Origin of the sequence: Variovorax sp. LG9.2, from assembly GCF_035018885.1 — a bacterium.
Lineage (GTDB): Bacteria > Pseudomonadota > Gammaproteobacteria > Burkholderiales > Burkholderiaceae_C > Variovorax.
Genome location: NZ_JASJXB010000001.1, coordinates 179,909 through 203,915, shown reverse-complemented (window position 1 = coordinate 203,915; position 24,007 = coordinate 179,909). Strand labels below are relative to the sequence as shown.

General features: G+C 63.0%; 22 protein-coding genes. 10 read left to right on the top strand and 12 right to left on the bottom strand.

Going from position 1 to position 24,007, the window contains the following annotated elements; genetic code table 11:
- Positions 1-45 precede the first annotated feature (45 nt).
- The 5 genes from otsA to QN413_RS00920 form a co-directional block, all read right to left on the bottom strand.
- Positions 46-1,431, bottom strand: coding sequence for an alpha,alpha-trehalose-phosphate synthase (UDP-forming) (gene otsA / locus QN413_RS00940; RefSeq protein ID WP_323494811.1), 1,386 nt, complete (start codon positions 1,429-1,431; stop codon positions 46-48).
- Entirely contained in the window at positions 1,431-2,180 is a 750-nt protein-coding gene (gene otsB, locus QN413_RS00935) for a trehalose-phosphatase (RefSeq protein WP_323494810.1), read from the bottom strand. The genes otsA and otsB overlap by 1 nt, the downstream gene beginning before the upstream one ends.
- A 91-nt stretch (positions 2,181-2,271) precedes the next feature.
- Positions 2,272-3,540, bottom strand: a complete 1,269-nt coding sequence (locus tag QN413_RS00930; protein WP_323494809.1) for a multifunctional CCA addition/repair protein — start codon at positions 3,538-3,540, stop codon at positions 2,272-2,274.
- Positions 3,541-3,580: 40 nt separating this feature from the next.
- Positions 3,581-4,264, bottom strand: a complete 684-nt coding sequence (locus QN413_RS00925; protein ID WP_323494808.1) for a glutathione S-transferase family protein — start codon at positions 4,262-4,264, stop codon at positions 3,581-3,583.
- Between the two features lie 22 nt (positions 4,265-4,286).
- Complete coding sequence (locus tag QN413_RS00920; protein ID WP_323494807.1) at positions 4,287-6,320, bottom strand: lytic transglycosylase domain-containing protein; 2,034 nt, start codon at positions 6,318-6,320, stop codon at positions 4,287-4,289.
- Between the two features lie 9 nt (positions 6,321-6,329).
- On the opposite strand from QN413_RS00920, the gene QN413_RS00915 reads away from it, so the two are divergent.
- Positions 6,330-6,959 (top strand): 5-formyltetrahydrofolate cyclo-ligase, encoded by a 630-nt coding sequence (locus tag QN413_RS00915; RefSeq protein ID WP_323494806.1) that lies wholly within the window; start codon positions 6,330-6,332, stop codon positions 6,957-6,959.
- 28 nt (positions 6,960-6,987) lie between these two features.
- On the opposite strand, the gene QN413_RS00910 is transcribed toward QN413_RS00915, so the two are convergent.
- Positions 6,988-7,971 (bottom strand): LysR substrate-binding domain-containing protein, encoded by a 984-nt coding sequence (locus QN413_RS00910; RefSeq protein WP_323494805.1) that lies wholly within the window; start codon positions 7,969-7,971, stop codon positions 6,988-6,990.
- Between the two features lie 135 nt (positions 7,972-8,106).
- On the opposite strand from QN413_RS00910, the gene QN413_RS00905 reads away from it, so the two are divergent.
- Entirely contained in the window at positions 8,107-8,436 is a 330-nt protein-coding gene (locus tag QN413_RS00905) for a DUF2917 domain-containing protein (protein ID WP_323494804.1), read from the top strand.
- A gap of 48 nt (positions 8,437-8,484) precedes the next feature.
- Here QN413_RS00905 and QN413_RS00900 read toward each other — a convergent pair whose 3' ends face one another.
- Positions 8,485-9,336: a DUF6279 family lipoprotein gene (locus tag QN413_RS00900; protein WP_323494803.1), complete on the bottom strand. Its 852-nt coding sequence runs from the start codon at positions 9,334-9,336 to the stop codon at positions 8,485-8,487.
- A 31-nt stretch (positions 9,337-9,367) separates the two neighbouring features.
- Here QN413_RS00900 and glmU point away from each other — a divergent pair, with 31 nt between their 5' ends.
- The gene (glmU, locus tag QN413_RS00895) at positions 9,368-10,795 is read left to right on the top strand and encodes a bifunctional UDP-N-acetylglucosamine diphosphorylase/glucosamine-1-phosphate N-acetyltransferase GlmU (protein WP_323494802.1); all 1,428 of its coding nucleotides are present in this window, start codon (positions 9,368-9,370) and stop codon (positions 10,793-10,795) included.
- A gap of 12 nt (positions 10,796-10,807) precedes the next feature.
- Here glmU and QN413_RS00890 read toward each other — a convergent pair whose 3' ends face one another.
- The gene (locus QN413_RS00890; protein WP_323494801.1) at positions 10,808-11,290 is read right to left on the bottom strand and encodes an Lrp/AsnC family transcriptional regulator; all 483 of its coding nucleotides are present in this window, start codon (positions 11,288-11,290) and stop codon (positions 10,808-10,810) included.
- 139 nt (positions 11,291-11,429) lie between these two features.
- Between QN413_RS00890 and glmS the strand changes: the two genes are divergently transcribed.
- Positions 11,430-13,319, top strand: a complete 1,890-nt coding sequence (gene glmS, locus QN413_RS00885; protein WP_323494800.1) for a glutamine--fructose-6-phosphate transaminase (isomerizing) — start codon at positions 11,430-11,432, stop codon at positions 13,317-13,319.
- 57 nt (positions 13,320-13,376) lie between these two features.
- Here glmS and QN413_RS00880 read toward each other — a convergent pair whose 3' ends face one another.
- Positions 13,377-14,120, bottom strand: a complete 744-nt coding sequence (locus tag QN413_RS00880; RefSeq protein WP_323494799.1) for a response regulator transcription factor — start codon at positions 14,118-14,120, stop codon at positions 13,377-13,379.
- 83 nt (positions 14,121-14,203) lie between these two features.
- Positions 14,204-14,350: a hypothetical protein gene (locus QN413_RS00875; RefSeq protein ID WP_323494798.1), complete on the bottom strand. Its 147-nt coding sequence runs from the start codon at positions 14,348-14,350 to the stop codon at positions 14,204-14,206.
- A 25-nt stretch (positions 14,351-14,375) separates the two neighbouring features.
- Between QN413_RS00875 and QN413_RS00870 the strand changes: the two genes are divergently transcribed.
- From QN413_RS00870 to QN413_RS00860, 3 genes are all read left to right on the top strand, one after another.
- Entirely contained in the window at positions 14,376-14,564 is a 189-nt protein-coding gene (locus QN413_RS00870; RefSeq protein WP_323494797.1) for a hypothetical protein, read from the top strand.
- Positions 14,565-14,988: 424 nt separating this feature from the next.
- Positions 14,989-17,355, top strand: a complete 2,367-nt coding sequence (locus QN413_RS00865) for a CHASE2 domain-containing protein (RefSeq protein WP_323494796.1) — start codon at positions 14,989-14,991, stop codon at positions 17,353-17,355.
- A gap of 176 nt (positions 17,356-17,531) precedes the next feature.
- Positions 17,532-18,284: a Crp/Fnr family transcriptional regulator gene (locus tag QN413_RS00860; protein WP_323494795.1), complete on the top strand. Its 753-nt coding sequence runs from the start codon at positions 17,532-17,534 to the stop codon at positions 18,282-18,284.
- Between the two features lie 7 nt (positions 18,285-18,291).
- On the opposite strand, the gene QN413_RS00855 is transcribed toward QN413_RS00860, so the two are convergent.
- Together QN413_RS00855 and QN413_RS00850 are read right to left on the bottom strand one after the other, a co-directional pair.
- Positions 18,292-19,227 (bottom strand): SMP-30/gluconolactonase/LRE family protein, encoded by a 936-nt coding sequence (locus QN413_RS00855; protein WP_323494794.1) that lies wholly within the window; start codon positions 19,225-19,227, stop codon positions 18,292-18,294.
- 63 nt (positions 19,228-19,290) lie between these two features.
- Positions 19,291-20,250, bottom strand: coding sequence for a LysR family transcriptional regulator (locus QN413_RS00850; protein ID WP_323494793.1), 960 nt, complete (start codon positions 20,248-20,250; stop codon positions 19,291-19,293).
- Positions 20,251-20,365: 115 nt separating this feature from the next.
- Here QN413_RS00850 and QN413_RS00845 point away from each other — a divergent pair, with 115 nt between their 5' ends.
- The 3 genes from QN413_RS00845 (at position 20,366) to chvE (ending at position 23,985) form a co-directional block, all read left to right on the top strand.
- Complete coding sequence (locus QN413_RS00845; protein ID WP_323494792.1) at positions 20,366-21,826, top strand: aldehyde dehydrogenase family protein; 1,461 nt, start codon at positions 20,366-20,368, stop codon at positions 21,824-21,826.
- Positions 21,827-21,935: 109 nt separating this feature from the next.
- Complete coding sequence (locus QN413_RS00840; RefSeq protein ID WP_323494791.1) at positions 21,936-22,901, top strand: ABC transporter substrate-binding protein; 966 nt, start codon at positions 21,936-21,938, stop codon at positions 22,899-22,901.
- A gap of 13 nt (positions 22,902-22,914) precedes the next feature.
- The gene (gene chvE, locus QN413_RS00835) at positions 22,915-23,985 is read left to right on the top strand and encodes a multiple monosaccharide ABC transporter substrate-binding protein (RefSeq protein ID WP_323494790.1); all 1,071 of its coding nucleotides are present in this window, start codon (positions 22,915-22,917) and stop codon (positions 23,983-23,985) included.
- The last annotated feature ends 22 nt before the right edge of the window (positions 23,986-24,007 follow it).

Below are 24,007 nucleotides of genomic sequence, written 5' to 3'. Positions count from 1 at the left end.
TGGCGCAGGTGATCGGGCCCAACCGCGCGTGATCTGGGTCGAAGCTCAGCCCTTGCCAGTCGCCTCGTTCAACGCCGCCAGAAAACTACGCCGCCACCAATGGATGTCCTGCTCGCGAATGCGTGCCAGCAACTTCTGGTGCCGCTGCCGACGTTCTTCCAGTGGCATGTGCAGCGCCTGCTGCACCGTCTCTGCCGTACCGTGCGTGTCGTACGGGTTGACCAGCAGCGCTTCCTTCAGCTGCTCTGCCGCCCCGGCAAAACGTGACAGCACCAGCACGCCGGGATCAGCAGGGTCTTGCGCTGCCACATATTCCTTGGCGACCAGGTTCATGCCGTCGCGCAACGGCGTGACCAGCCCGACGGCCGCCGCGCGGCACAGCCCCGGCACGCGCTTGCGTGCCACCATGCGGTGGATGTAGCGCACCGGCATCCAGTCGAGCTCGCCGTAGTCGCCGTTGATGGCGCCGCACAGCGATTCGAGCTCGCGCCGGATGTCGGCGTAAGCGTCGACGCTCTCTCGTGTGGGCGAGGCGATCTGGATCAGCGTCGCGCTGCGGCGGTTCTCCGGGTAGTTTGCGAGCAGCTCCCGAAAGCTCCTCACCCGCTGTGGAATGCCTTTGGAGTAATCGAGCCGGTCGATGCCGAGCAAGAGGCGACGGCTCGAGTACTCGCGCTTCATCGTCTCGTACATTTCGCGGCCTTCCTTCGCATGCGTCAGCGCTGCGAACTCGTTCACGTCGATCCCGATGGGGAAGGCGCTGCAGCGCACCGTCTGCCCGAAAGCGCGGTACATGTCGTCGCCCAGCGCCTCGCCGTGCGCTTCGCCGATGACATAGCGCTCGAAGTGCTGGACGTCCTGGTGGGTTTGCAACCCGATCAGATCGAAAGCGAAGAGCGATCGCACGAGCCACTCGTGCTGCGGGATGGCCGCCATGATCTCTTGCGGAGGCAGCGGAATGTGCAGGAAGAAGCCCATGCGCTGCTTGCATCCCATGGCGCGCAGTTCAGCCGCCAGCGGAATCAGGTGGTAGTCGTGAATCCAGATGATGTCGTCCGGCTTCAACATCGGCATCACCTTGCGTGCGAACAGCTGGTTGACGCGCCGATACCCGCCGATGAAACCGGCGTCGAAGTGCGCCAGGTCGAGCCGGTAATGGAACACCGGCCACAGCACATCGTTGCTGTAGCCGAGGTAGTAGCTGTCGTGATCCTCGCGGCTGAGATCGATCATCGCGAGCGTGACCGGGCCGGCCTGCTGCTTGTGCACTTCGCCTTCGCCGGCCGTGCCGCCTTCGACGATGTGGCCGCTCCAGCCGAACCAGAGTCCGCCGGTCTGTTGCAACGATTCGCCGAGTGCGACCGCCAGGCCGCCGGCAGCGGGTTTCCGTGGGTCGGCCACGCGATTGGAAATGACGACGAGGCGACCCATCAGCTGGCGTTCTTTCTTGGCTCGGCCAGCAGATCGCGCGCCTGCACCAGCCACTCGTACACGGCGCGTGGCGAATCGAGTCGGTGCAGCGCCTGGCTCGGACCCGATCCCACCTTGATGGCGACACCGCCGAGCGGCTGCACGATGGCAAAGCCGGTCTCGTCCGTCGTGTCGTCGCCGGCGAAGACGGGCACGCGACCCGCGAACGGCTCCTCCCGCATGAAAGCGGTGATGGCAGTGCCCTTGTTGACGCCGGCTGGCTTCACCTCGAAGACGAATTTGCCGTGCAGCAGTTCGAACTGGGGCTGCCCATTGATAGCGCGCGCCATCGCATCGCGGCATACCGCTTCGAGCTGCGGCGCCATGCGGTAGTGCAGAGCGACCGCGGCATGTTTGCGTTCGACCAGCAGGCCTTCATGAACCCGCGCCAGTTCGTTGGCGGACTCGAGAATCAGAGTGAGATCGGGCGCGCGCTGCTCGTCGATATGGCCTTCGGCGCTGCGGCGCTGCACGCCATGCTCGCCGGCCGCTGGCAATCGCAATGGCGCAAGAAAGCGGTCGAGTACATCGATCTGTCGGCCCGACACCACCGCCAGCGCGCCGCCGAGCAAGCCGTGCAGGTCGTGCAGCAATGGCACCAGCGCAGTCGGCACTTCGACCGCTTCGGGCGTGTCGGCGATGGCCACGAGCGTGCCGTCGAAATCGAGAAAGAGGGCGGCGTCGGGGGTAAGGCGAGGGGGTAACTGCATCGCCTGTCACCTTAGCAGCAGCAAGGCTGCGGGCGCGTCGGTCAATGCCGCAAATCCCCGAGCAGGCTCCCACGGCAGACCGTGACCGTGCTCACTCGACCGATGCGAGCGCTTCGCCGACGGCGGCGATTCGTGCGCGGGCGATGGCCTCACCAATCTTCGGGCCGGTGGCACCTGCCGCCTGCGCCTCTCGGGCGACGACGTCTGTTGCCACGCCCAGCGCGACGGCGAGGGCGTGGTTCAGCCGGTCGCGCGGCGAATAGGCCCGCTCTTCGAGTCCCAGCCGGCCGCGCGCATCGCACTCGCACGCCAGCAAGACCTGGTCGAAGCGGCCCGGCTTGCGAAACGCATCGCAGCGCTCCAGCAGCCGCACGACCGCTGCCGCGTTCAGTTCACCGCTGCGGTGAATGTTGCCGTGCTCACGCGCCACCACATCGGCCAGCTCGCGCAGTTCGACCGGCACGCGCCAGCGGTCGCACACGGCCCGCAGCAATTTGGCGCTGCGCTGTTCGTGGCCGATGTGGCGCGGCAGCACGTCGACCGCTGTCGTGCCTTTGCCGAGGTCGTGTGTCAGGCAGGCGAAGCGCACGGCCAGCGGTGCCTCGAGCCGCGCGCTCATGTCGAGCACCATCATCAAGTGCACGCCGGTGTCGACTTCAGGATGGTGTGCGACGGGTTGCGGCACGCCCCACAGGCGATCGACTTCAGGCAGCAGCACGGCGAGCGCACCGCACTCGCGAAGCACCTCGAACATGCGCGAAGGTGTGCGCTCCATCAGGCCGCGCGCCAGCTCTTGCCAAACCCGTTCGGGCACCAGCGCGTCGACCTCTCCAGCGGAGACCATCTCGCACATCAAGGCCATCGTCTCGGGCGCGATGGTGAAGTCTGAGAAGCGGGCAGCGAAACGGGCCACGCGGAGGATACGCACCGGGTCTTCGCGGAACGCGTCGGTCACGTGCCGCAGCACCTTGTCGTGCAGGTCGCGCTGGCCGTTGAAGGGGTCGACGAGCGCCTCGATGCGGAGATCGGCAAGGTGTGCCACGTCGGCTTGCCCGGCAGCAAGTGCGATCGCGTTGATCGTCAAATCGCGGCGCGCCAGATCCTGTTCGAGCGTGACGTCGGGCGAGGCGTGTATGACGAAGCCGCGGTAGCCCGGCGCGCTCTTGCGCTCGGTGCGGGCCAATGCGTACTCCTCGTGCGTTTTCGGGTGCAGAAACACCGGGAAGTCACGGCCGACCGGGATGTAGCGCAACCCCGCCATCTCTTCGGGCGTGCTGCCCACGACCAGCCAGTCGCGATCGCCGCCGGGCCGGCCGAGCAGAGCATCGCGGATCGCACCGCCGACGAGATAAGTTTGCATCCTGCGAGTTTAGGCAGGCGCTCGCGTCCTCAGTACTCCCTCAGCGCGCAGTACGGTAGGGCTCTTCGAAAGCGAGGAAGTCTTCTTCCACGAGCGCGTCGTCGATCCATGCTTTGACGCCTGGCAGCGCTTGCACGTGCTCGATGTAGCCGGTGACCGATTCGGGGACCGGCAGGCCGTAAGTCTTGATGCGCGAGCCGATCGGCGCGAAGTACGCGTCGGCGATAGTGAAGTGGCCGAAGAGCATCGCGCCGCCATGGCGTTCGAGCAGGCCGGTCCACATCTGCACGATGCGGTCGAGTTCGTTTTTGACGGTGGGCTCGTCGCGCATGAGCCTTGCGCCGACTTCGGGCAGCGACGCCTCGATGTTCATGCCGCAATGGCCGCGCAGCCCGCCGAAACCCGAGTGCATTTCGGCGCAGATGCTGCGAGCCCGCGCGCGGTCGTTGGCGAGCCGTGGCCACAACGCCTTTTCAGGGAAGGTTTCGGCCAGGTATTCGGCGATGGCCAGCGTGTCCCACACCACCAGTTCGCCGTCGACCAGCACCGGCACGCGGGCTGCAGGATTGAGCGCGCCAATGGCGTTCTTGAAGTGCGATCCGCGGTCGAAGGAATCGAAGCGGACCATGACCTCGTCGAACGGAATGCCGGCCTGCTTCATCAGCACCCAGGGCCGCATCGACCAGGACGAGTAGTTCTTGTTGCCGACGTAGAGTTTGCGCATAAAAGCTTCAGTGGTCATCGATTCAGGGCAGGTCCTTGACGGGCTCCGGCACACGTTCGTCGCGCGGTCCGATGATGCCCAGCCGCGCCTTCAAAGATTGCGGCTGACCCGTCAACAACGCGGCGTAATTCGTGGTGTTGGCCAGCACCTTCTTCACGTAGTCGCGTGTCTCGGTGAAGGGCACGTTCTCGGCCCAGATGGCGGCATCCATGGTCGGTCCGTTGCGCCAGCTGCGTGGCCGACCCGGCCCGGCGTTGTAGGCCGCGGCGGCCAGTGCCATCGAGCCGCTGAAGTCATCGAGCGCGAGCTTCAGGTAGTTGGTGCCGATGGTGATGTTGGTTTCGCGGTCGTTGAGCTGGCCGGGCGTGAAGCCGGCCATGCCGATCTTGTTCGCCGTCCACTTGGCGGTGGCCGGCATCACCTGCATCAGGCCCGAGGCGCCGACGCCCGATCGCGCGTCCATGATGAAGCGGCTCTCTTGCCGAATCAGACCGTAAACGTAAGCCGGGTCGAGGCCGATCTCCTGGCTCTTGCGTATCACGGTGTCATGAAACGGCATCGGAAAACGTTGGTCCACATCGATCACGCCCTTGGTGCGCTCGCTGGTGTTGATGCAGCGGTCCCACACCTCGCGTTGGCAGGCCAGGTCTGCGGCTGCGAGCAGCGCGCGGTCGTCCATACCGCCTTTGTCGTGCAGGTTGGTCGCGTAATTCCACTCGCGGGTGCCTTCGGGGCGAAGGCCCGTTGCGATGGCATAGAGCGCGCGGTTCAACGCGGGGTTGGCGCGGGCCGCGGCTTTTTCTTCGGGCGTGAGCGGCGATGGACGGGTCGGCACTGCAGCGCGTTGGCCGAGCTCTTCGAGCGCCAGCAGTTCGTAAAAGCCACGCGTGCCTGCAATGGTGTTGTAGAGCATGCTGGCCTGGGCCTTGTTCTGCTCGCCCCCCAGGGCAGTAAGCGCACGGGCTTTCCAGTAGACCCAGGTCGGATCAAGCTGCGCTTCTTCGCTCATCGCATTGACGGCGGCCTGCACGTCTTTCCATTGCGCGTTGCGAAGGGCTGCGCGCACCTTCCAGCCGAGCATGTCGTCGGAGAGGTCGCCGTTCTTCGTCACGTTGGCAAAGTAGCTGTTCGCCAGCGGCGAAAGCTTGCTGGCAGCTTGCCGGCCGATAGCGCCCCACAGCCAGTTGCGCTCTTCGGGCGACAACATCGGCCCCCATTTGCTGTCGAGTTGCGCCGCGGCCATTTCCGGGTCGGCGATGGCAGTCTTGATGAGCGCCAACACCACCAGTTCCTTGCGCGACTTGGCGGCGACGAAGGCGCGTCCGATGAGGAACTTGGGCGCGCTGGCATTCAGCTCGTCGAACAGCGGCACCGCGTCGGGCGCCACCAGATTGACGGCGTTGCGCGCGGCCTGCGGACGATTGGCTTCGATCGAGAGCCGAGCCTTCTTCCAGGCGTCGTTCGGCGACATCAAGCGCGCCGAGATCATGCGGTCGGCGGCGGTGAGGCAACCATCGTCGGCGTCGCGCTGGGCCAGCCAACTCTTGCGCACGACGTCGGCCTGCTCCTGGGTCGGTGCGCCAGTGCGTGCAAGGCTCGACAGAATGGCGTAGCAGCGCACCTGCGCGTCATCGCCCATTCGGTAGGACGGATGCATGGCGGCCACGCCGTCCCAGTCGCGACGCTGGCCGAGCACCAGCAGCCAGTCGTTGCGTAAGCGATCTTCCTGGTAGCTGCCGGCGTAGCGGGTCAAAAAGTCCTGCACTTCGAGCGGGCTGGCTTCCTGCAGGCGAGCCTTGAGCTCCCAGTAGGCGGCCCAAGGTTCGAGCGTATTCCCGCGTGCTTGCGGGAGCAGTGCAGTGAGGCGGCCCTTGTCGCCGCGCTGAAACGCCTGCTTCATCTGGAGCATGACGTCGTCGCTGCCGGTTTGGGCGCAAGCCGGTTGCAGCACCGCAGCGACTGCAAGTACCACGGCTGAAGCTGCGACAGAGACCGCGGTGGAAAAAGAGGAACGCGGGCGCAAGCGTAGGGATGCCAAAATGCTTCGAAACTGCATAGCGGGATTATGGACAAAGCACACGATGGAAACGCCGGAGAAAGTCGGTCGGAAACGGCTGCATTTCTCAAAGCGCAATTGCGCGCAGCCTTGATCGAACAACGTCTGGCCTTGCCCGATCGGCTTCAGCGCGCCGATCTTTTGCAGCGGGTGATGCGCATCTGGCTGGTCGGAAGGCCCGACACCGTCATCGGCGCCTATTGGCCGATCAAGGGTGAGTTCGACCCGTTGCCGGCACTGCATCGCTGGAAAGAAGACGGTGAACTGCTCGATGAACCGCATCGCCGCCGCATCGGCCTGCCGGTGGTCGACCGTGTGCACAAGACGCTGACTTTTCACTCGTGGTACCCGGGGTGCCCGATGGAAAACGATGCTTACGACATCCCTAAGCCGAAAGACACAGAGATGATCGTGCCGACGCTGCTCTTCGTGCCTTGCCTCGGCTACAGCGCGGGCGGCTATCGGCTGGGTTACGGTGGTGGCTTCTACGACCGCACGCTGGCGACGCTGCAACCGCGGCCGTTCACGGTGGGACTCGGCTTCACGCAAGGTTTTCTGGACGACCTGGAGCCCGAGGCCCATGACATGCCGCTCGATGCCATCCTGAACGATAACGGCGTGGTCTGGCCAGTCGGCTGAAGCCGAATCGAACGCCCCCGTCGACGCTCTAATCGATGTAGTCGACGGTATCCGTGTCAGGCGCTTCACCGATGACACCGCGCGTCGTGGTGGCCTGCAGCTCCAGCCACTCGCAAAACGCCTTGATCTCCGGACGCATCGCATTGCGCGGCCCGACGATCAGCCAGTAGGCCATCGGTGAGTCCATGCGGTGTTGCGGCAGCACCTCGACGAGATCGCCGTTGGCCAGACTTTCGGAAATGAGCGAGCTGCGCGCCAGCACCAGCCCCTGGCCGGTCAGCGCGGCTTGCACCATCTGGTAGGCGTAGTTGAAGTAGAGCCAGCGCTTGGGTTGCGCGCGGTCGAGCCCGTGTACTTCGAACCAGCGGCGCCAGGTCAGCCATTCGAGGTGCGTGCGGTGCGCGTCGCCAGCTTCGATCAGCGCAAAGCGCGCGATGTCTGCCGGCGTCTTGATGGGCGCTCCGCTCTTGATGAGCCAGGGGCTGGCGACCGGTGTCAGCGTTTCGCCAAAAAGCCGTATCGATCCCGCGGGCATGTGGGCGCCCGTGCCATAGCGCAATGCCATGTCGACGTCGGCCACTTCGAGATCGACCGCCGTGTCGCTGGCGTCGATGCGGATGTCGATATCGGGATGGTCGCGCTGAAAGGCTTCGAGCCGGGGGATAAGCCACATCGAGGCGAACGAGGCGAAGGTGGTGAGCGACACGCTTTTGCGTCCCGCGCTTTGCCGGATCTGCCGCACCGCGCCGTCGATGCGCGGCAACGATTGCTGCACCGACAGCAGCAGCTGCGCGCCGGCACTCGTCAGCTCGACAGCGCGTGTATGGCGCAGGAACAGACTCACCCCCACTTCTTCTTCGAGCGCCTGAATTTGCCGGCTCACAGCCGATTGCGTCAGCGCCATCTCTTCGGCGGCGGCACGAAAGTTGAGGTGCCGCGCCACGGCTTCGAAGGCGCGCAGATTGCCTGCCGAAATCGGCCGGGAGCGCAGATGAGTTTGGGAGTGCTGCATATCGATTGATGCGAAAACGGAATCAATAGGCTACCGCGTTTTCATTGGACCGCCAACGGAGCAAAGGAGATCATTCATTCCCGAATCGCGCTATTGATGTCAAGGCGCTTCGGCAACACCGTTCAGGAGAACACCATGGCTGCCGCTTACACCACGTCTTCGCTTTCGCCTCTGTCGCTGCCGGTTCGGGCCGCCGCGGTTCCGCCGGCGGTGCGCCGCGGCGCCTGGCAGCTTCCGGTCGGTCAGGCGGCCAGTCTCAAGGCAGCGAGCACCAGCGTGTTGCGCGTGCGGCAAGGCCGGGTCTGGGTCACACGCGACGCCACCGACAAGTGGGGCAGCGAGGACGTCGTGCTGGCACCCGGCGAGTCGATGACGGTCGAAGCGGGTCAGCGCATCGTGATGGAGCCATGGGACGGCTTCGGCGCAACGTACACGTGGGACGCTGCCACGACGCTGGCGGGTTGAACCAACGTCGATGCCGTTCATGGCGATGGTCGGGTCATTCGAGATCGCCTACCTGGCGGCGAGGTCGCGCAGATCAATTTGATAAGCGCGCAGCCGCTGCACGGCCTTCTGGCGCTGCTCCGGTCGCGTGGCGTTATGCAGCGTGGCGACGTACCGGCAGCCTTCTTCCAGCATGCCTTGCTGATAGTCGCGCCATGCACCGGGCCGAGGCTCGGCGATGCGTTGCACGTAAGCGTGGATCACTGGTTGCGCGTCTGCGGCCGAGGTGCGCTCGGCGTTGAACCTGCGCAGCAACACGAGTGCTTCCTGCTGGCGTTTGCGGCGCTCGGCATCGACCCGCTTCGCATCGAACATCGACTGCGCGGTGAGGCGGTTCAAAAGGTCGCGCTGGTCGTTGTCCAGGCGGCCGTAGAAATCCTCGTTCTGTTCCAGAAACTTGTCGTAGCGTTTTTCCTGCTGCTGTGCCGGTGCGCGATCGACCCAGTCTTTCACGTACTCGGCGTCGTTCTTCGCGTACTTGCGCGCCAGGGTTTGCAACTGAGCCTCGCTCAGCGTGACGGCGAGCGCCGCGCCCGGCGCTTCCGCCCGTTCGGCTGCTGCTACTAGACGCGTTCGGACATCGGCCACCAGTTCGCAGGCCTGCGCCGACGTGATGTCGTTGGGCGCCAGGGCCTCCGCTTTTTGCAGCACGGCGACGATCTTGGGCAACTCGGTTTCCCGATGCCAGGCGAGCAACGCCGTGAGATCGTCCTTTGACTTGGGCGTCTGGGCCCCGCTGAAGTCGACATAGCCATCGAGCCACCAGTAGGCGACCTCGGGCAGGTTGTTGTAGGCGAGCTTGATGGCGCTGCAGCCGGTGAGCACGGCGCCGAATGCCAGCGCCGCGATAATTCCGCTCATCCGGGTGCAACGCATTCGGTAAAAAAGACGCATGAATCAGATTCCGCAACAAGAGATCGACGAGCCGGTCGACGTCGTCGTAATGGCGGCCGGCCGCGGCACGCGCATGAAGAGCAGTTTGCCCAAAGTGTTGCACCGTCTGGGTGGGCGCGCGCTGCTCTCGCATGTCATCCAGACGGCCGCGCAAATCGGCGCTCGCAACGTGGTGGTTGTCACAGGCCATGGCGCGGCCGAAGTGGAGCAGGCCATCGGCAGCAGCAACGCCGCGGTGCCGCTCCAGTTCGTGCGGCAGGTGCCGCAGCTCGGTACCGGCCACGCCGTGCAGCAGGCGATGCCCGTGTTGCCCGACGACGGCACGGTGCTGGTGCTCTCCGGAGACGTGCCGCTGATCGGCGCCGATACGCTGCGCGCATTGCTCGAAACCAGCGCCGGCCGTCGGCTCGCGTTGCTGACGATCGAGTTCGATGACCCGACCGGCTATGGCCGCATCGTGCGCGATATCGATGGCGAGTCGGTGCAGGCGATCGTCGAACACAAGGACGCTGACGAAGAGCAACGCGCCATTCGGGAGGTTTACAGCGGCGTCATGGCCGTACCGGCCCGCCTGTTGAAAGACTGGCTCGCACGGCTGGACAACCGCAACGCGCAGGGCGAGTTCTACTTGACCGATATCGTGAAGCTGGCCGCCATCGACGGTGTGCCGGTGCTGGCGAAACTGACGACCGATGCCTTGCAGGTGGCCGGCGTCAACAGTCCGACGCAGTTGGCTGCGCTCGAGCGGGCCTGGCAATTGCGGCAGGCGTCGACCTTGATGGAAGCCGGCGTGCGGCTGGCCGACCCGGCGCGCTTCGATTTGCGCGGCACGCTGTTCTGCGAGGCCGATGTGGAGATCGACGTCAACTGCGTGTTCGAAGGTGCGGTCTCGCTGGGAGCGGGGGTGCGCGTCGGCGCCAACTGCGTAATCGCCAATGCGCGCATCGACACGGGCGCGGTGATTCATCCCTTCACGCACATCGACGGCGAGAAGACGGGCGTGACGGTGGGCGCCGGCGCGCTGGTCGGACCTTTCGCGCGCTTGCGCCCCGGCGCACGGCTTGGGGCCGACGTGCACATCGGCAATTTCGTCGAGGTCAAGAACTCGACGCTGGCGGCGGGCGCCAAGGCGAATCACCTGGCCTACCTCGGCGATGCGACCGTCGGCGAGCGCGTCAATTTCGGCGCGGGCAGCATCACCGCCAACTACGACGGCGCTAACAAGCACCGGACCATCATCGGCGACGACGTGCACATCGGTAGCAACTGCGTGCTGGTCGCACCCATCACCATTGCCGCGGGCGGCACGGTGGGCGGCGGCTCGACGGTGACCAAATCGACGGAGCCGAATGTGCTGACCGTGTCGCGCGGACGGCAGGTGAGCTTCGGTGACTGGACGCGTCCGAAGAAGGCGCCGAAAGCCTGAGGCTCGGTGCAGTCAGGTCAGCGGCACCTTCGGCTCGAACTTGGCGCGCTTCAGGCTGAAGAACGCCTTCACGTTGCGCACGTTGGCGTCGGCAGAAAAGAGACGCTGCGCCAGCGCAAGGTAGCCGGGCATGTCGCGCGCCACGACGATCAGCACGAAATCCGGCCCCGGCGACACGCGATAGCACTGCTGAACCGCGTCGTCCGAGACGACGCGCGCCTCGAAAGCATCGAGGGCTTCGGCGCCCTGCCGATCGAGCGAGATCTCGACCACTGCCTGCAAGCCATGTCCCAGTACCGGGGCCAGGCGATCGGGCGACAACAGGGCAATCTGGCGCTCGATGAAGCCGGCCTTGCGCAGGCGCTGCACGCGCCGGAGACATGTGGGTGGCGAGATGTGCGCATCGGCAGCGAGCCGTTGATTGGTCTGCGACGCGTCGCGCTGCAGGGCGTCCAAGAGGCGGAGGTCCAAGGCATCGAGTTCAATTGATTCCATAATATCTAATATTATGGAATAAAAGTTCAATAACTATTGGCGTTGAACTTTAATTTCATTTAAATCGAAATTATGGAAACATCAATTTCTAGCAAGCGACTACGATTCTGCTTCTGAATCTACTTTTCAAGGCCTTCCCATGTGCGGCATCGTCGGCGCGGCTTCCCATCGAAACATTGTTCCCATCCTGGTCCAGGGACTGCAGCGGTTGGAGTACCGGGGCTACGACTCGTGCGGCGTCGCGGTGCACGCCAACGGCCTGACGCGGACGCGCACGACATCGCGCGTGGCCGACCTGCTGGTGCAGGTGCATGACGACCATGTCGAGGGCCGAACCGGGATCGCGCACACGCGGTGGGCCACGCATGGCGCGCCGGTCGTGCACAACGCCCATCCGCATTTCAGCCATGGTGCGGGCGAAGGCATCGACAGCCGCAAGCCAGCGCGCGTGGCGCTCGTGCACAACGGCATCATCGAAAACCACGATGCATTGCGCGCCGCGTTGCAGGCCCGCGGCTATGTCTTTTCGAGCCAGACCGACACCGAAGTGATCGCGCATCTGATCGACAGCCTCTACGACGGCGATCTGTTCGATGCGGTCAAGGCTGCGGTGTTGCAACTGCAGGGCGCCTATGCCATCGCCGTGATCTGCCGGGACGAGCCGCAGCGTGTGGTCGGCGCGCGTGCCGGCTCGCCGCTCATCCTCGGCGTCGGCAAAGACGGAGCCGAGAACTTCCTGGCGAGCGATGCGATGGCGCTGGCCGGCGTGACCGATCAAATCGTCTATCTCGAAGAAGGCGATGTGGTCGATCTGCAGCCGGGCAAATATTGGATCGTGGACCGTGCGCACAAGAGTGTCGGCACCAGCAAGCGACCGGTGCGCACCGTGCTTGCGCACAGCGGCGCGGTCGAACTTGGCCCGTATCGGCACTACATGCAAAAGGAAATATTCGAGCAGCCGCGCGCCATCGCCGACACGCTCGAAGGTGTCGAAGGCATCGTGCCGGAGCTGTTCGACGGCATCGGCCACGACGGCAAAACCGGTGCCAGCGCGCACCGCGTTTTCAAGGATATCGACAAGGTGTTGATACTGGCGTGCGGAACCAGCTACTACAGCGGCTGCACTGCCAAGTACTGGCTCGAAGGCATCGCCAAAATCCCGACCCAGGTCGAGATCGCCAGCGAGTACCGCTATCGCGACTCGGTGCCCGACCCCAAAACGCTGGTCGTCACCATCACGCAGTCCGGCGAAACCGCCGACACGCTGGCCGCACTCAAGCACGCGCGCGCTTTGGGCATGGAGCAGACACTGACGATCTGCAACGTCGGGACCAGCGCCATGGTGCGCGAGTGCAAGCTGGCGTACATCACGCGGGCCGGCATCGAGATCGGCGTGGCATCTACCAAAGCGTTTACGACCCAACTGGCTGGCCTGTTCTTGTTGACGCTCGCACTGGCAAAGGCCAAGGGGCGCCTCACGTCCGACGACGAAGCGCGCTACCTGAAAGAGATGCGGCATCTGCCCGTGGCGCTGCAGTCGGTGCTGGCGCTCGAACCGCAAATCATCGCGTGGTCCGAAGACTTCGCACGCAAGGAAAACGCCTTGTTTCTAGGCCGCGGGCCGCACTACCCGATCGCGCTCGAGGGCGCGCTGAAGCTGAAAGAGGTGACTTACATCCACGCCGAGGCCTATGCCGCAGGCGAACTCAAGCACGGCCCGCTCGCGCTGGTGACGAGCGAGATGCCGGTCGTGACGGTCGCACCTAACGACGCGCTGCTCGAAAAGCTCAAGAGCAACCTGCAGGAAGTGCGCGCGCGCGGCGGTGTGCTCTATGTGCTGGCCGATGCCGACACGCGCATCGAGAACAGCGAGGGCCTGCACGTGATCCGCATGCCGGAGCACTACGGTGCGCTGTCGCCTTTGCTGCACGTCGTGCCGCTTCAACTACTGGCGTATCACACCGCCTGCGCGCGCGGGACCGATGTCGACAAGCCGCGCAACCTGGCCAAAAGCGTCACGGTAGAGTGAAGGACGACGGTCAGAGGCGGGATGGAGCGCTTAGAACAATCTGCTGCCGGTGTCGAGTCAGGCCGAGACCGAGACCGAGACCGAGATTGCGGCCGGGACCGGCATTGGCGCGAGGCGATATCCGGCTCCGTAGATTGTCTGCAAATGCAATCCATGGGCCTCGAGTGCGAGTCGACGGCGCATGATGAAGATCTGGTTGTCGAGAATGCGGGTGTTCATCGTTCTCAAGTTCTGGTTGGTCGCTTCGAGCAACTCGAATCGCGTCACGATATGCCCGAGATTTCGAAACAAGGCGAGCGCCAGGCTGAAATGGTGCTCTTTCAGTTCGACGATTTGTTCGGGTGGCCCTGCAAAGACCACGAATGCGCTGTCGTGCAGAAACGTCCAGTCGCCAAAGGTTTCTGCTGCGCTCCGCGCGTTGGTCTCAGGCGGCCGAAACCGGTTCACCCGTGCCAGCATCTCGATTCGCCTGAACGGCTTGATGACGTAGTCGTTGGCACCCACTGTCAGTGCTTCGGCCACTTCGCGCTCCGACCCGCGCGCGCTCAGCATGATCACGGGTGACATCGACTGCTGAAAGATGCGTAGCCAGCGAACGATGTTCAGGCTGGTCATTCCTTCGGTCGTCGAATCGAGGATGAGCAGGTCGAACTTCTCGCGGCCCAGTGCGCGACGAAGATCGTCGCCGTTGTAGAAGCGGGAACAGATCGTCTCGGCGTGCGGAGAAAGCGCCGAGTTTTCCAGAATCGCGACCAGCGACTCCATTTGGACCGGCTCGTCTTCCAGAATCGCTATTCGCATGTTGACCCCGCCACAAACGAAGTAATAGTTTTACGTTACCGGCGTCGATTAAAGGCGTCCATGCGCTAGCGCACAGACCAGAGTCAAACGTGACCTGGCAGTACTTTCGTCGGCTTGTGCAGTTGCGCACGGTTTGCCGTCCGCATCATTGCGGCCAGCGAGCCCTTTCCGCAAAGTGCCAACAAGGTCACGCGCAGGCGATGGCGTTTGCAATCGGCAACGCCGATCATGGGATTCCACCTCCCGGAGCTTTCCATGAACAGCCGCACCCATCGAGTCCGCTACGCACGCACCGCCACGCGCCAGCCGTCGCGTACGGCCCAAATGCTCGCGCGCTGTATTTCTGCGCTTACCGGCGCGCCGGCCAAGGTCGAAAGGCGGGCGCAAGAGCGCTTTGCTGCGCTGGCTCCCGATCAGCGCGTGCGCGAAATGGGTGAGTGGTAGCTGGATCGCTTTCGTCGCGCAGATTTAGTGAGATTTAGTCAGGCGGTTCGTCAACAATCGTAAATAGACAGGAGGCGAACATGCGCACAGCGTTGTCACAGGACTAACTCATCCAGATGCAGCTTTTGGCAAGAGCGTTGGACAACATGCTGGGAATGGCCCGCAACCATCGGCGACTGGCAGTTGCTTCACGAATTCGGACTGATCATTTAACCCCTTCACAATTTGGGTCGCGTGGTCTCGCCGGCCTATCTGCCGGACCCAACCAGCCACGGTTTGAAAGGCGGAAACAGCCGCCTTTTGGATAACTCAATCTTGAAACTGCGCCGAAAGCTGTCGGTAGTCGAAAAAAGTATTCAGCTGTAGATGTCAGAACAAGAGGGGAATGGTCTTTCGATGACGCACATCGGTTTGACGACTGGCGATGATGTTCCTGTATAGGTATTGGGAGGCATTTCGACGCATTTCACGACGCAATGTCGTGCCGCAGTTTTTGCTAGCAGTACTGTTGCCTCTCCTGATCGTTTGGAATGTCGATCCGGTTGCACCGCTTGCGGCGGATGAGATGGTGTACGACTGGGGGATGGCCGCCTTTCCGCCCCCGGCCGAATCCGCCGTCGAGATCATTTCCATCGATGATGAAAGCCTGAAAAAACTGGGGCCTTGGCCTTGGCCGGAATCTGTCCACACAAGATTTCTGCAGCAACTTGCCAAACAGGCACCCAAGGCGGTTGTGCTCAACTTCAGGCTCGGCGTGCCGATGCAAACTGGTGACGACGACGTTGCTCTCGGAAATGCGCTGAGGCTTGCACCTGTCTTTTTACAGGTTCGCGACGGGCAATCGGCGGCCCTTTTGGACCAGAACGCCAGCCTGCGCTTTCGAACGCGAAGATTTGCGCCAGTGGCTCAGGGCATCGGACACGCAAACCTTGCGTCGTGGGGTACGAGCGAGTCGGTGCGTTTCATTCGTCTTTTTTCAGGCAAGCCAGACTCCTTGCTGCCCTATCTGGGTGCGCTGGTCGGTCCGTCACCAGAAGTGCGCCAAGCGGTTGCGAACACCGAGCAGTTGCGCATTGGGGCTCACTTCAGGGGCGGAACAGCGCATTCATCTACACCCTACTTTCAAGTGCTCGAAGGCAACTTTCGCCCCGACCAGTTCAAGGGACGCACCGTGCTCGTGGGTCCGTCGCTTGACTCGGGGATTGGTCTGCCGATGTACGTTGCGGGTGAGAAGGGGGCCGTCTTGGTGTCGTCTATCGAGGTGCACGCCAGCTTCATCGACTCGCTTCAACATGGTACACAGGTGGCCGTGGCCACGCCGTTCGCGCTGTACGCGTGTCTCGCTGTGTTCATCTGGATTTCTTTTTTCTTGTTTGAAACAATGTCGAAGGCCGCGCCATTGGTGGGAATCGTGGGCCTCGGTGTCGCGGTCTTGATCAGCTTGGGAGCGCTGCGCTTCGTGCGCGTCTGGATACCGCCCTCGTTCTTCGGAATCGGGATCGGGGCTGCCTATGTGCTGTGGACCTGGCAACACATGAACAAGGTGCTCGGCTTTCTCAAGGCGCACATCGTCTCGTTGAGCCAGGTCCCAGCGGGAACCTTCGACCCCGGCGCCCCGCCCAAGTTAGGCGGGAGCGACACGATCGATCGCTATATCGGCGCGCTCGATCACGCGATCTTGCGCCTCGTGCGTTTGCAAACGTTCACGCAACAGGGCCTGGAACGACTCCCCATCGCCATTCTCATCTGCAGATTAGACGGGACTATTTCCCAGCTGAATGCAGCGGCCATGGCGCTGCTTCCAGAGTCTCTGGTCGGCTCACTGGTCAACGAGAGCCTTCCGTTGCTCGTCAAGCGCATGACGGTCAATGCAAACGTCCGGCACCCCGGCATGGATGGGCATTGGACGCAGGCGCTCGGTGGCGAATACAGCACGCCGCAAGGCAAGATCTTTCAAATCGATGCGGCGCGCCTCGGCGACCCGCTCAATCAGGCGCCGGGCGCCTGGATCGTTGTGCTTCTCGAGCTCACGCAGCAGCGGCAGGCGGAGCGGGAGCGCGCTGACTGGCTAAACTTTCTTTGGCATGACCTGCGCAGTCCGCAGATCAATCTCCTGAGCCTGCTGGAACTGTTCGAGATGAAGCCGTCACGCATGGGTGTGGCAGAGCTGGTGTCGGGCGTCCGGCACGAGGCCGAGCGAACCATGACACTGGCGCAAAATTTCATCAGCAGCAGCACGTCTGAAGCACGCGACTACCGATTTTCCGTGGCGAGCCTTTCTTCGTTGTTGGCCCAAGGCATCGAGGCGCTCGTTTCGTCCGCGAAAGCTCGCAATGTGCGCGTGCTGGTGAGTTCGGCGAACGGCCACCCCGACCTCGTTCGCGCAGACGGCGGCATGCTGACGCGGGCCTTCGTCAACGTGCTTGAAAACGCCATCCGGCACAGTCCTTCCGGCGCCACCATCAGGGTGCGATGCATCGTAGAGACAGACCGCGAGGCGGTCGCCACCATTCATGACGAAGGAACTGGCATGTCGGCCGCCAAGCTAGATAACTTGCTTGCCCGCCGAGCCGAACCCGGCGTCAATGTTGAACTGGAAGGGCCCTCGCCATCTGGACAGGAGTTCGAAGTGGAGCCAGCCGATCGCGAGCCGCCACACGATCCCAACCATGGCTTCGGTTTTGCAATGGTGAGGCAGGTGGTCGCGGCGCATGGCGGCTGGATTTCGGGATGGAGCGTGCCGGGCGTCGGCACGACCTTCGCTATCGGATTCCCTCTGGCGAATGCATAGTTTTCTTGTCAAGCGAAAAAGCTTCTAAAGCAGGCAGCGTCAACAGTCTGTGCGGTGCCGCACGTAAATGGACTGAGTTGAACTTTTGTGCGGAACCGAACCGAACGCCAACACAGGCCAACAAATAATTGGGAGAATTATTGGACCGCTGTTGAAAATTTATTCGAGATTTCTGGATGAAAGTTGCGCTACAAGAGCTGAATCACAACCTTTTGCTTTCAGCGCTCCCCGAGTCGGAGCGACAGCGGTGGTTGCCAGAACTGGAGCTCGTCGACTTGCCGCTCGGCCATGTGCTGTACGAGTCGAACAGCACCATGACGCATGTCTACTTTCCAACGACGGCGATCGTGTCTCTGCTTTATGTTCTGGAAAATGGCGCGTCGGCCGAGATTGCAGTGGTCGGCAACGAGGGCGTTGTTGGCGTGTCGCTCTTCATGGGCGGCGGGTCGACCCCCAATCGTGCGGTCGTTCAAAGCGCCGGACACGGACTCAAGCTCAACGCCTCCGCCATGCGCACAGAGTTCGACAGGGCTGGGCCGGTGCTGCATCTGCTGCTGCGCTACACGATGGCGTTGATCGTCCAGATGTCTCAAACGGCAGTGTGCAATCGCCATCATTCACTTGACCAGCAACTTTGCCGCTGGCTGTTGCTCAGTCTCGACCGGCTCGCTGGCAACGAGTTGTCCATGACGCAGGAACTTATCGCGAACATGCTGGGCGTTCGCCGCGAAGGCGTCAGCGAGAGCGCACTGAAGCTGCAGAAAGACGGGCTCATCCGCTATTCGCGCGGCCGCATCACGGTGCTCGACCGCCCCGGGCTCGAGCTTCGCACGTGCGAGTGCTATGCAGTCGTCAAGGCCGAGTACGACAGGCTGCTGCCGCTCCTGAAAGACGGGTCTTTCGGTGCCGACTCGGCTGTCAAAAAATAACGCTCGATCAACCGAACAGATTGGCGGGCAGGCCCTCGGCGTCGACCTCGACAGCGAACAGCCCCCCCGCCAGCGGCTCGGCCTTCTGCTGCGCCGGCGTAAGCCCGGTGGCGGCGCTGGTGATGAACAAGGTGCGCATGTCAGCCCCGCCGAAAGCGCAGTCGGTGATGTGTCGCGTCGGCAACGTGACGCGGCACAGCTCGGCGCCGCTCATGGGCTCGTGGCAGCTGACGCAAGCGCCGCCCCAGTGCGCGATCCAGAGTCGGCCCGCTGCATCGGTGGTCATGCCGTCGGGCAGGCCGTCGCCTTTGGCGAAGCGCAGCCATTGGCGCTTGTTCGACACGCTGCCCGTGGTGATGTCGAAGTCGTAGGCGTAGATGCGCCCGGTGACGGTGTCGTTGAAATACATCGTCGTGCCATCGGCGGACCAGGTCGGGCCGTTGGTGACCGCAAAGCCCTGGTCGTGACGTGAGCAGTCTCCGCCGGGGTCTTTTTCATGGAGCTGATAGCGGTACAACGAACCGGTCGGCGCCTCGCAGGCCGCGTCCATCGTGCCGGCCCAGAAGCGACCGCGTGCGTCGCATTTACCGTCGTTGAATCGATTGCCGGTTACCTCCGGCTCGGGCTGATGCAGGTATGTCGGGGCGGTATCCGGTAGCGCCGGATCGAACAGCGCAAAGCCCCGGCGCAGCGTGATCAAAAGACCCGGCGCATCGGATCTCTCGGCCAATGCGGAGATCTCTTCATCGAACGTCCAGGTGCTTTGCGCCGCGTCGGCGGGTCGCCAGCGGTGCAACCGAAAGCCGAGGATGTCGACCCAATACAGCGCCTGTTCACGCGGCGACCACACTGCTCCTTCTCCCAGCGTCGCGCCCGCGGGCCAGATACATTCAGGCTCGCCGAGCAGCGTCGGTGCCACACCGGATAAAGGTGCATTGCTCATAGTCGTTGTCTCCGTTTGCTTGACGCGGCAAATCCTAACAAGGCAAATTCGCACCTATGCAAGTCACTCCGGATCGAGCCGCTTTCCGTAGACAGTCAGGCTCGCTGCCTTCAGCGCGTTCATCATGATCTTCGCAGCCGGCGACAGCAGCCGGTCGGTGCGGGTGATGATGCCGAAGGCGTCCATGTGGCAAGGCATTGCCAGTGGCAGCACGGCGACGATGCCATGCGATGCGTAGTAGCGCGCCACGTCGGTGGCCAGCACCGCGATCATGTCGCTCTGCTGCAGCATGCGCGTGATGAACAGCAGCGCTGCGCTCTCGATCACGTTGATCGGCGGGGGCAGGCCTTCTTCCTGGTACATCAGTTCGAAGCGGTGGCGCAGCACGCTGCCTGCGGGCGGCACGATCCAGCCGGCGGACACCACGTCGCGCAGCGTGAGTCCGGCCATGCCGAGCAGCGGATGGCCGGGGCGCACCATGGCGCACACGGGCTCTTCCGTAAGGGCCTCGTAGCGCAGCTTCGATTTGTCGTGCTCCGCGAAAAGACGCGCGACCAGGATGTCGAGCTTGCCGTGCTCCAGCCGGTCGAGCAGCACCGGACTGGTTTCGATCTCGAGCGCGATGCGCAGATTGGGCTGGTCACGCTTGACCATTGCTGCAGCGGGGGGCAATAGCACCAGGCCGGGCGCGGTAATCGCACCGACATTCACTTGCCCGAAGCGACCCGCTTTGAGCGCCATCACCTCGTCGTGCGCCTGATTCAGGCTCGCAAGCGCGACGCGCGCATGCCGGATCATGGTTTCCCCGTACCAGGTCGGCCGCATGCCGCGTGGCAGCCGATCGAACAGCGAAACCTCAAGCACTTCCTCCAGATCTTTCAGCAACTTGGACGCTGCCGGCTGCGTCATGTTGAGCACCTGCGCTGCGCGATGGATGTTGCCTTCCTCGGCCAGAGCGACAAGCAACAGAAGCTGCCGCGTCTTGAGTCGCGCACGGATGAACCAGTGCGTGTAATTGGTCATGTTTCGTTGTTCTTGTTTGCGTTGATACGGGTTTACCTGAATGCGATTTTCGGTATCGATTGCACTCAATTTTTGATTGGAAAGATATTGGTGAGATTCCCATACTCGCCCCACCTTGAAGCGCACAGATCTTTCGCACGTCACTCATACCGCACGGCAGTACATCAACGGCCGTTGGCAGACCGGCGTGACCACCGGGTCGAGCGAGAACCCGTCCGACACCAGCGAGGTGGTCGCCGAATACGCCCGAGCCGACCGCAGCCAGACCGAGGCGGCCATCCGTGCCGCCGCCGATGCGTTCCCGCACTGGCGCCGCACCACGCCGCAGCGCCGTGCCGACGTGCTCGACCAGATCGGCAGTGAGATCCTGGCGCGCAAAGACCAGCTCGGCCTTTTGCTGGCGCGCGAAGAAGGCAAGACGCTGCCCGAAGCCATTGCGGAGGCCGCACGCGCCGGTCACATCTTCAAGTTCTTCGCTGGTGAGGCATTGCGCGTCGGCGGCGAATCGATGGACTCGGTACGGCCCGATGTGCTGGTCGACGTCACGCGCGAGCCGGTGGGTGTCGTCGGCCTGATCGCGCCCTGGAACTTTCCTTTGGCTATCCCCGCATGGAAGATCGCTCCGGCGCTGGCTTACGGCAACACGGTGGTCTTCAAGCCTTCTGAACTGGTACCGGCCTGCGGCTGGGCGCTGGCTGAAATCATCGCCAGGGCCACATTGCCGGCCGGCACCTTCAATCTTGTGATGGGCAGCGGGCGGGAGGTCGGGCAGACGATCGTCGAAAGCCCAATCGTCGATGCCTTGAGCTTCACCGGCTCGGTGGCCACCGGTGAGCGCGTGTTGCAGGCGGCTTCGGCACGACGCGCCAAGGTGCAGTTGGAGATGGGCGGCAAGAACCCGCTGGTGGTGCTGGCCGACGCCGATCTCGATCGCGCGGTCGACTGTGCCGTGCAGGGCGCGTACTTCTCGGCCGGGCAACGTTGCACTGCGTCGAGCCGATTGATCGTCGAGGCATCTGTGCACGACGCCTTCGTGGTGCGGTTGCGTCACCGGCTGGCCGCCTTGCACATCGGCCATGCGTTGGAGCGCGGTGTCGACATCGGCCCGGTGGTCAATGGCGAACAGCTCGCTCAAAACCTCGAATGGATGACCATCGCGCGCGACGAAGGCGCCGAGCATGTTTATGGCGGTGAGGCGCTGCAGCGCGCGACGACAGGCCACTTCATGAGCCCGGCATTGTTCCTCGCCAAACCACAACACCGCGTCGCTCGCGAAGAAATCTTCGGCCCCATTGCCTGCGTGCTGCAGGCCGACGATTACGAGCATGCGCTGCACCTTGCCAACGACACGCCCTTCGGCCTATGTGCCGGCATCTGCACGACGTCCCTCAAGTACGCGATGCATTTCAGGCGGCATGCCGAGGTCGGCATGACGATGGTCAACCTGCCCACGGCGGGGATCGACTTTCATGTTCCTTTCGGCGGACGTAAGGGTTCCAGCTATGGACCGCGCGAGCAGGGCCGCTACGCTGCCGAGTTCTACACGTCGATCAAGACGGGCTACATGATGGCGTGAGTAAGAAAGACTACAAAGCAGCCCGCAACCGACCACAAGAACCGGCAAGAGCCGCGTTCGCAAGAGTTTTCGCAGAGCGTTTTTTCACCAAAATCACAGGAGACAAACCATGGCAATCAATCGTCGCACTCTCACCACCGCACTCGGTGCCGCATCGCTCATCGGCATGCTGCCGGTCACTGCGCTGGCGCAGAAGAAACTCGTGCTCGGCTTCGCCCAGGTCGGCGCCGAGAGCGAGTGGCGCACCGCCAACACGGAGTCGATCAAGTCATCGGCCAAGGAAGCGGGCATCGACTTGAAGTTCTCCGACGCACAACAAAAGCAGGAGAACCAGATCAAGGCCATTCGCTCGTACATCGCACAGAAGGTCGACGTCATTGCCTTTTCTCCGGTGGTCGAAACCGGTTGGGACACTGTGCTGATGGAAGCCAAGGCTGCCAAGATTCCTGTGGTGTTGACCGACCGCTCGGTCAACTCGAAGGACGACTCGCTGTACGTCACCTTCATGGGCTCCGACTTCGTCGAAGAAGGACGCAAGGCCGGACGCTGGCTGACCGAAAAAATGAAGGACCAGAAGGGCGACGTGAACATCGTCGAGCTGCAGGGCACTGTGGGCTCGGCCCCGGCCATCGACCGCAAGAAGGGCTTCGAGGAAATCATCAAGGCCGACCCCAAGTTCAAGATCATTCGCTCGCAGACCGGCGATTTCACGCGCGCCAAGGGCAAGGAAGTCATGGAGGCATTCCTCAAGGCCGACGGCAAGAAGATCAACGTGCTGTACGCGCACAACGACGACATGGCGATCGGCGCGATCCAGGCGATCGAAGAAGCCGGCATGAAGCCGGCCAAGGACATCGTGATCATCTCGATTGACGCAGTGAAGGGTGCCTTCGAAGCCATGATGGCCGGCAAGCTGAATGTGTCGGTCGAGTGCAGTCCGCTGCTGGGCCCGCAGCTCATGAGCGCGGTGAAAGACATCAAGGCCGGCAAGACGCTGCCCAAGCGCATCGTGACGGTCGAGAGCATCTTCCCGATGGAAGTTGCGGCCGCCGAATTCCCGAAACGCAAGTACTGAAAGCCAGCACAACATGAAACGCATCTTCCTTAAAACACTGCTCGCTTCGGCCGTTGTCGTCACGATCGGCATCGCGCCGCTGGCCTATGCGCAGGACAAAGGTCCTATTGCCATCTCGATGCCGACCAAGTCGTCGGCGCGCTGGATCGCCGATGGCGCCAACATGGTCAAGTACTTCAAGGAGAAGGGCTACAAGACCGATCTGCAATACGCCGACGACGACATCCCCAACCAGCTCGCGCAGATCGAGAACATGGTGACCAAGGGCGCGAAGGTGCTGGTGATCGCGGCCATCGACGGCACCACGCTGTCCGACGTGCTGCAAAAGGCGGCCGACAAGGGCGTGAAGATCATCGCGTACGACCGGCTGATCAAGGGTTCCAAGAACGTCGACTACTACGCCACCTTCGACAACTTCCAGGTCGGCGTGCTGCAAGCGCAATCGATCGAGAAGTCGCTCGACCTGAAGGGCGGCAAAGGGCCCTTCAATGTCGAGTTGTTCGGCGGTTCGCCCGACGACAACAACGCCTTCTTCTTCTACAACGGCGCGATGTCGGTGCTGAAGCCCTACATGGACAGCGGCAAGCTGGTCGTGCGGAGCAAGCAGATGGGCATGGACAAGGTCGGCACGCTGCGTTGGGACGGCGCGGTGGCGCAGGCTCGCATGGACAACCTGCTGTCGGCTTACTACACCAAGGACCGTGTCGATGCGGTGCTGTCGCCATACGACGGTTTGTCGATCGGTATCCTGTCGTCGCTGAAGGGCGTCGGCTACGGTTCGCCCAAGCAGCCGATGCCGATCGTCACGGGGCAAGACGCAGAGGTGCCGTCGGTCAAGTCGATGATTCGCAAGGAGCAGACATCGACCGTGTTCAAGGACACGCGCGAACTTGCCAAGGTCACTGTCGCCATGGCCGACGCCATGCTCACGGGCAAGACGCCGGAAGTGAACGACACCAAGACCTACAACAACGGCGTGAAGGTCGTGCCTTCGTATTTGCTGAAGCCGGTGAGCGTCGATCTGTCGAACTGGAAACCGGTGTTGATCGACAGCGGCTACTACACCGAGAGCCAGGTCAAGTGAGCGTGCGAGCAAGGACGCGACC

Bases quoted from the DNA above. Each gene is read 5' to 3' on its own strand.
- QN413_RS00880 (WP_323494799.1), bottom strand. From the start codon at position 14,120: ATGCGAATAGCGATTCTGGAAGACGAGCCGGTCCAAATGGAGTCGCTG.
- QN413_RS00865 (WP_323494796.1), top strand. From the start codon at position 14,989: ATGATGTTCCTGTATAGGTATTGGGAGGCATTTCGACGCATTTCACGA.
- QN413_RS00905 (WP_323494804.1), top strand. From the start codon at position 8,107: ATGGCTGCCGCTTACACCACGTCTTCGCTTTCGCCTCTGTCGCTGCCG.
- QN413_RS00890 (WP_323494801.1), bottom strand. From the start codon at position 11,290: ATGGAATCAATTGAACTCGATGCCTTGGACCTCCGCCTCTTGGACGCC.
- otsB (WP_323494810.1), bottom strand. From the start codon at position 2,180: ATGCAGTTACCCCCTCGCCTTACCCCCGACGCCGCCCTCTTTCTCGAT.
- QN413_RS00840 (WP_323494791.1), top strand. From the start codon at position 21,936: ATGGCAATCAATCGTCGCACTCTCACCACCGCACTCGGTGCCGCATCG.
- QN413_RS00925 (WP_323494808.1), bottom strand. From the start codon at position 4,264: ATGCGCAAACTCTACGTCGGCAACAAGAACTACTCGTCCTGGTCGATG.
- QN413_RS00860 (WP_323494795.1), top strand. From the start codon at position 17,532: ATGAAAGTTGCGCTACAAGAGCTGAATCACAACCTTTTGCTTTCAGCG.
- QN413_RS00855 (WP_323494794.1), bottom strand. From the start codon at position 19,227: ATGAGCAATGCACCTTTATCCGGTGTGGCACCGACGCTGCTCGGCGAG.
- QN413_RS00915 (WP_323494806.1), top strand. From the start codon at position 6,330: ATGGACAAAGCACACGATGGAAACGCCGGAGAAAGTCGGTCGGAAACG.
- glmU (WP_323494802.1), top strand. From the start codon at position 9,368: ATGAATCAGATTCCGCAACAAGAGATCGACGAGCCGGTCGACGTCGTC.
- QN413_RS00875 (WP_323494798.1), bottom strand. From the start codon at position 14,350: ATGATCGGCGTTGCCGATTGCAAACGCCATCGCCTGCGCGTGACCTTG.
- glmS (WP_323494800.1), top strand. From the start codon at position 11,430: ATGTGCGGCATCGTCGGCGCGGCTTCCCATCGAAACATTGTTCCCATC.
- QN413_RS00930 (WP_323494809.1), bottom strand. From the start codon at position 3,540: ATGCAAACTTATCTCGTCGGCGGTGCGATCCGCGATGCTCTGCTCGGC.
- otsA (WP_323494811.1), bottom strand. From the start codon at position 1,431: ATGGGTCGCCTCGTCGTCATTTCCAATCGCGTGGCCGACCCACGGAAA.
- QN413_RS00850 (WP_323494793.1), bottom strand. From the start codon at position 20,250: ATGACCAATTACACGCACTGGTTCATCCGTGCGCGACTCAAGACGCGG.
- QN413_RS00910 (WP_323494805.1), bottom strand. From the start codon at position 7,971: ATGCAGCACTCCCAAACTCATCTGCGCTCCCGGCCGATTTCGGCAGGC.
- QN413_RS00870 (WP_323494797.1), top strand. From the start codon at position 14,376: ATGAACAGCCGCACCCATCGAGTCCGCTACGCACGCACCGCCACGCGC.
- QN413_RS00920 (WP_323494807.1), bottom strand. From the start codon at position 6,320: ATGCAGTTTCGAAGCATTTTGGCATCCCTACGCTTGCGCCCGCGTTCC.
- chvE (WP_323494790.1), top strand. From the start codon at position 22,915: ATGAAACGCATCTTCCTTAAAACACTGCTCGCTTCGGCCGTTGTCGTC.
- QN413_RS00900 (WP_323494803.1), bottom strand. From the start codon at position 9,336: ATGAGCGGAATTATCGCGGCGCTGGCATTCGGCGCCGTGCTCACCGGC.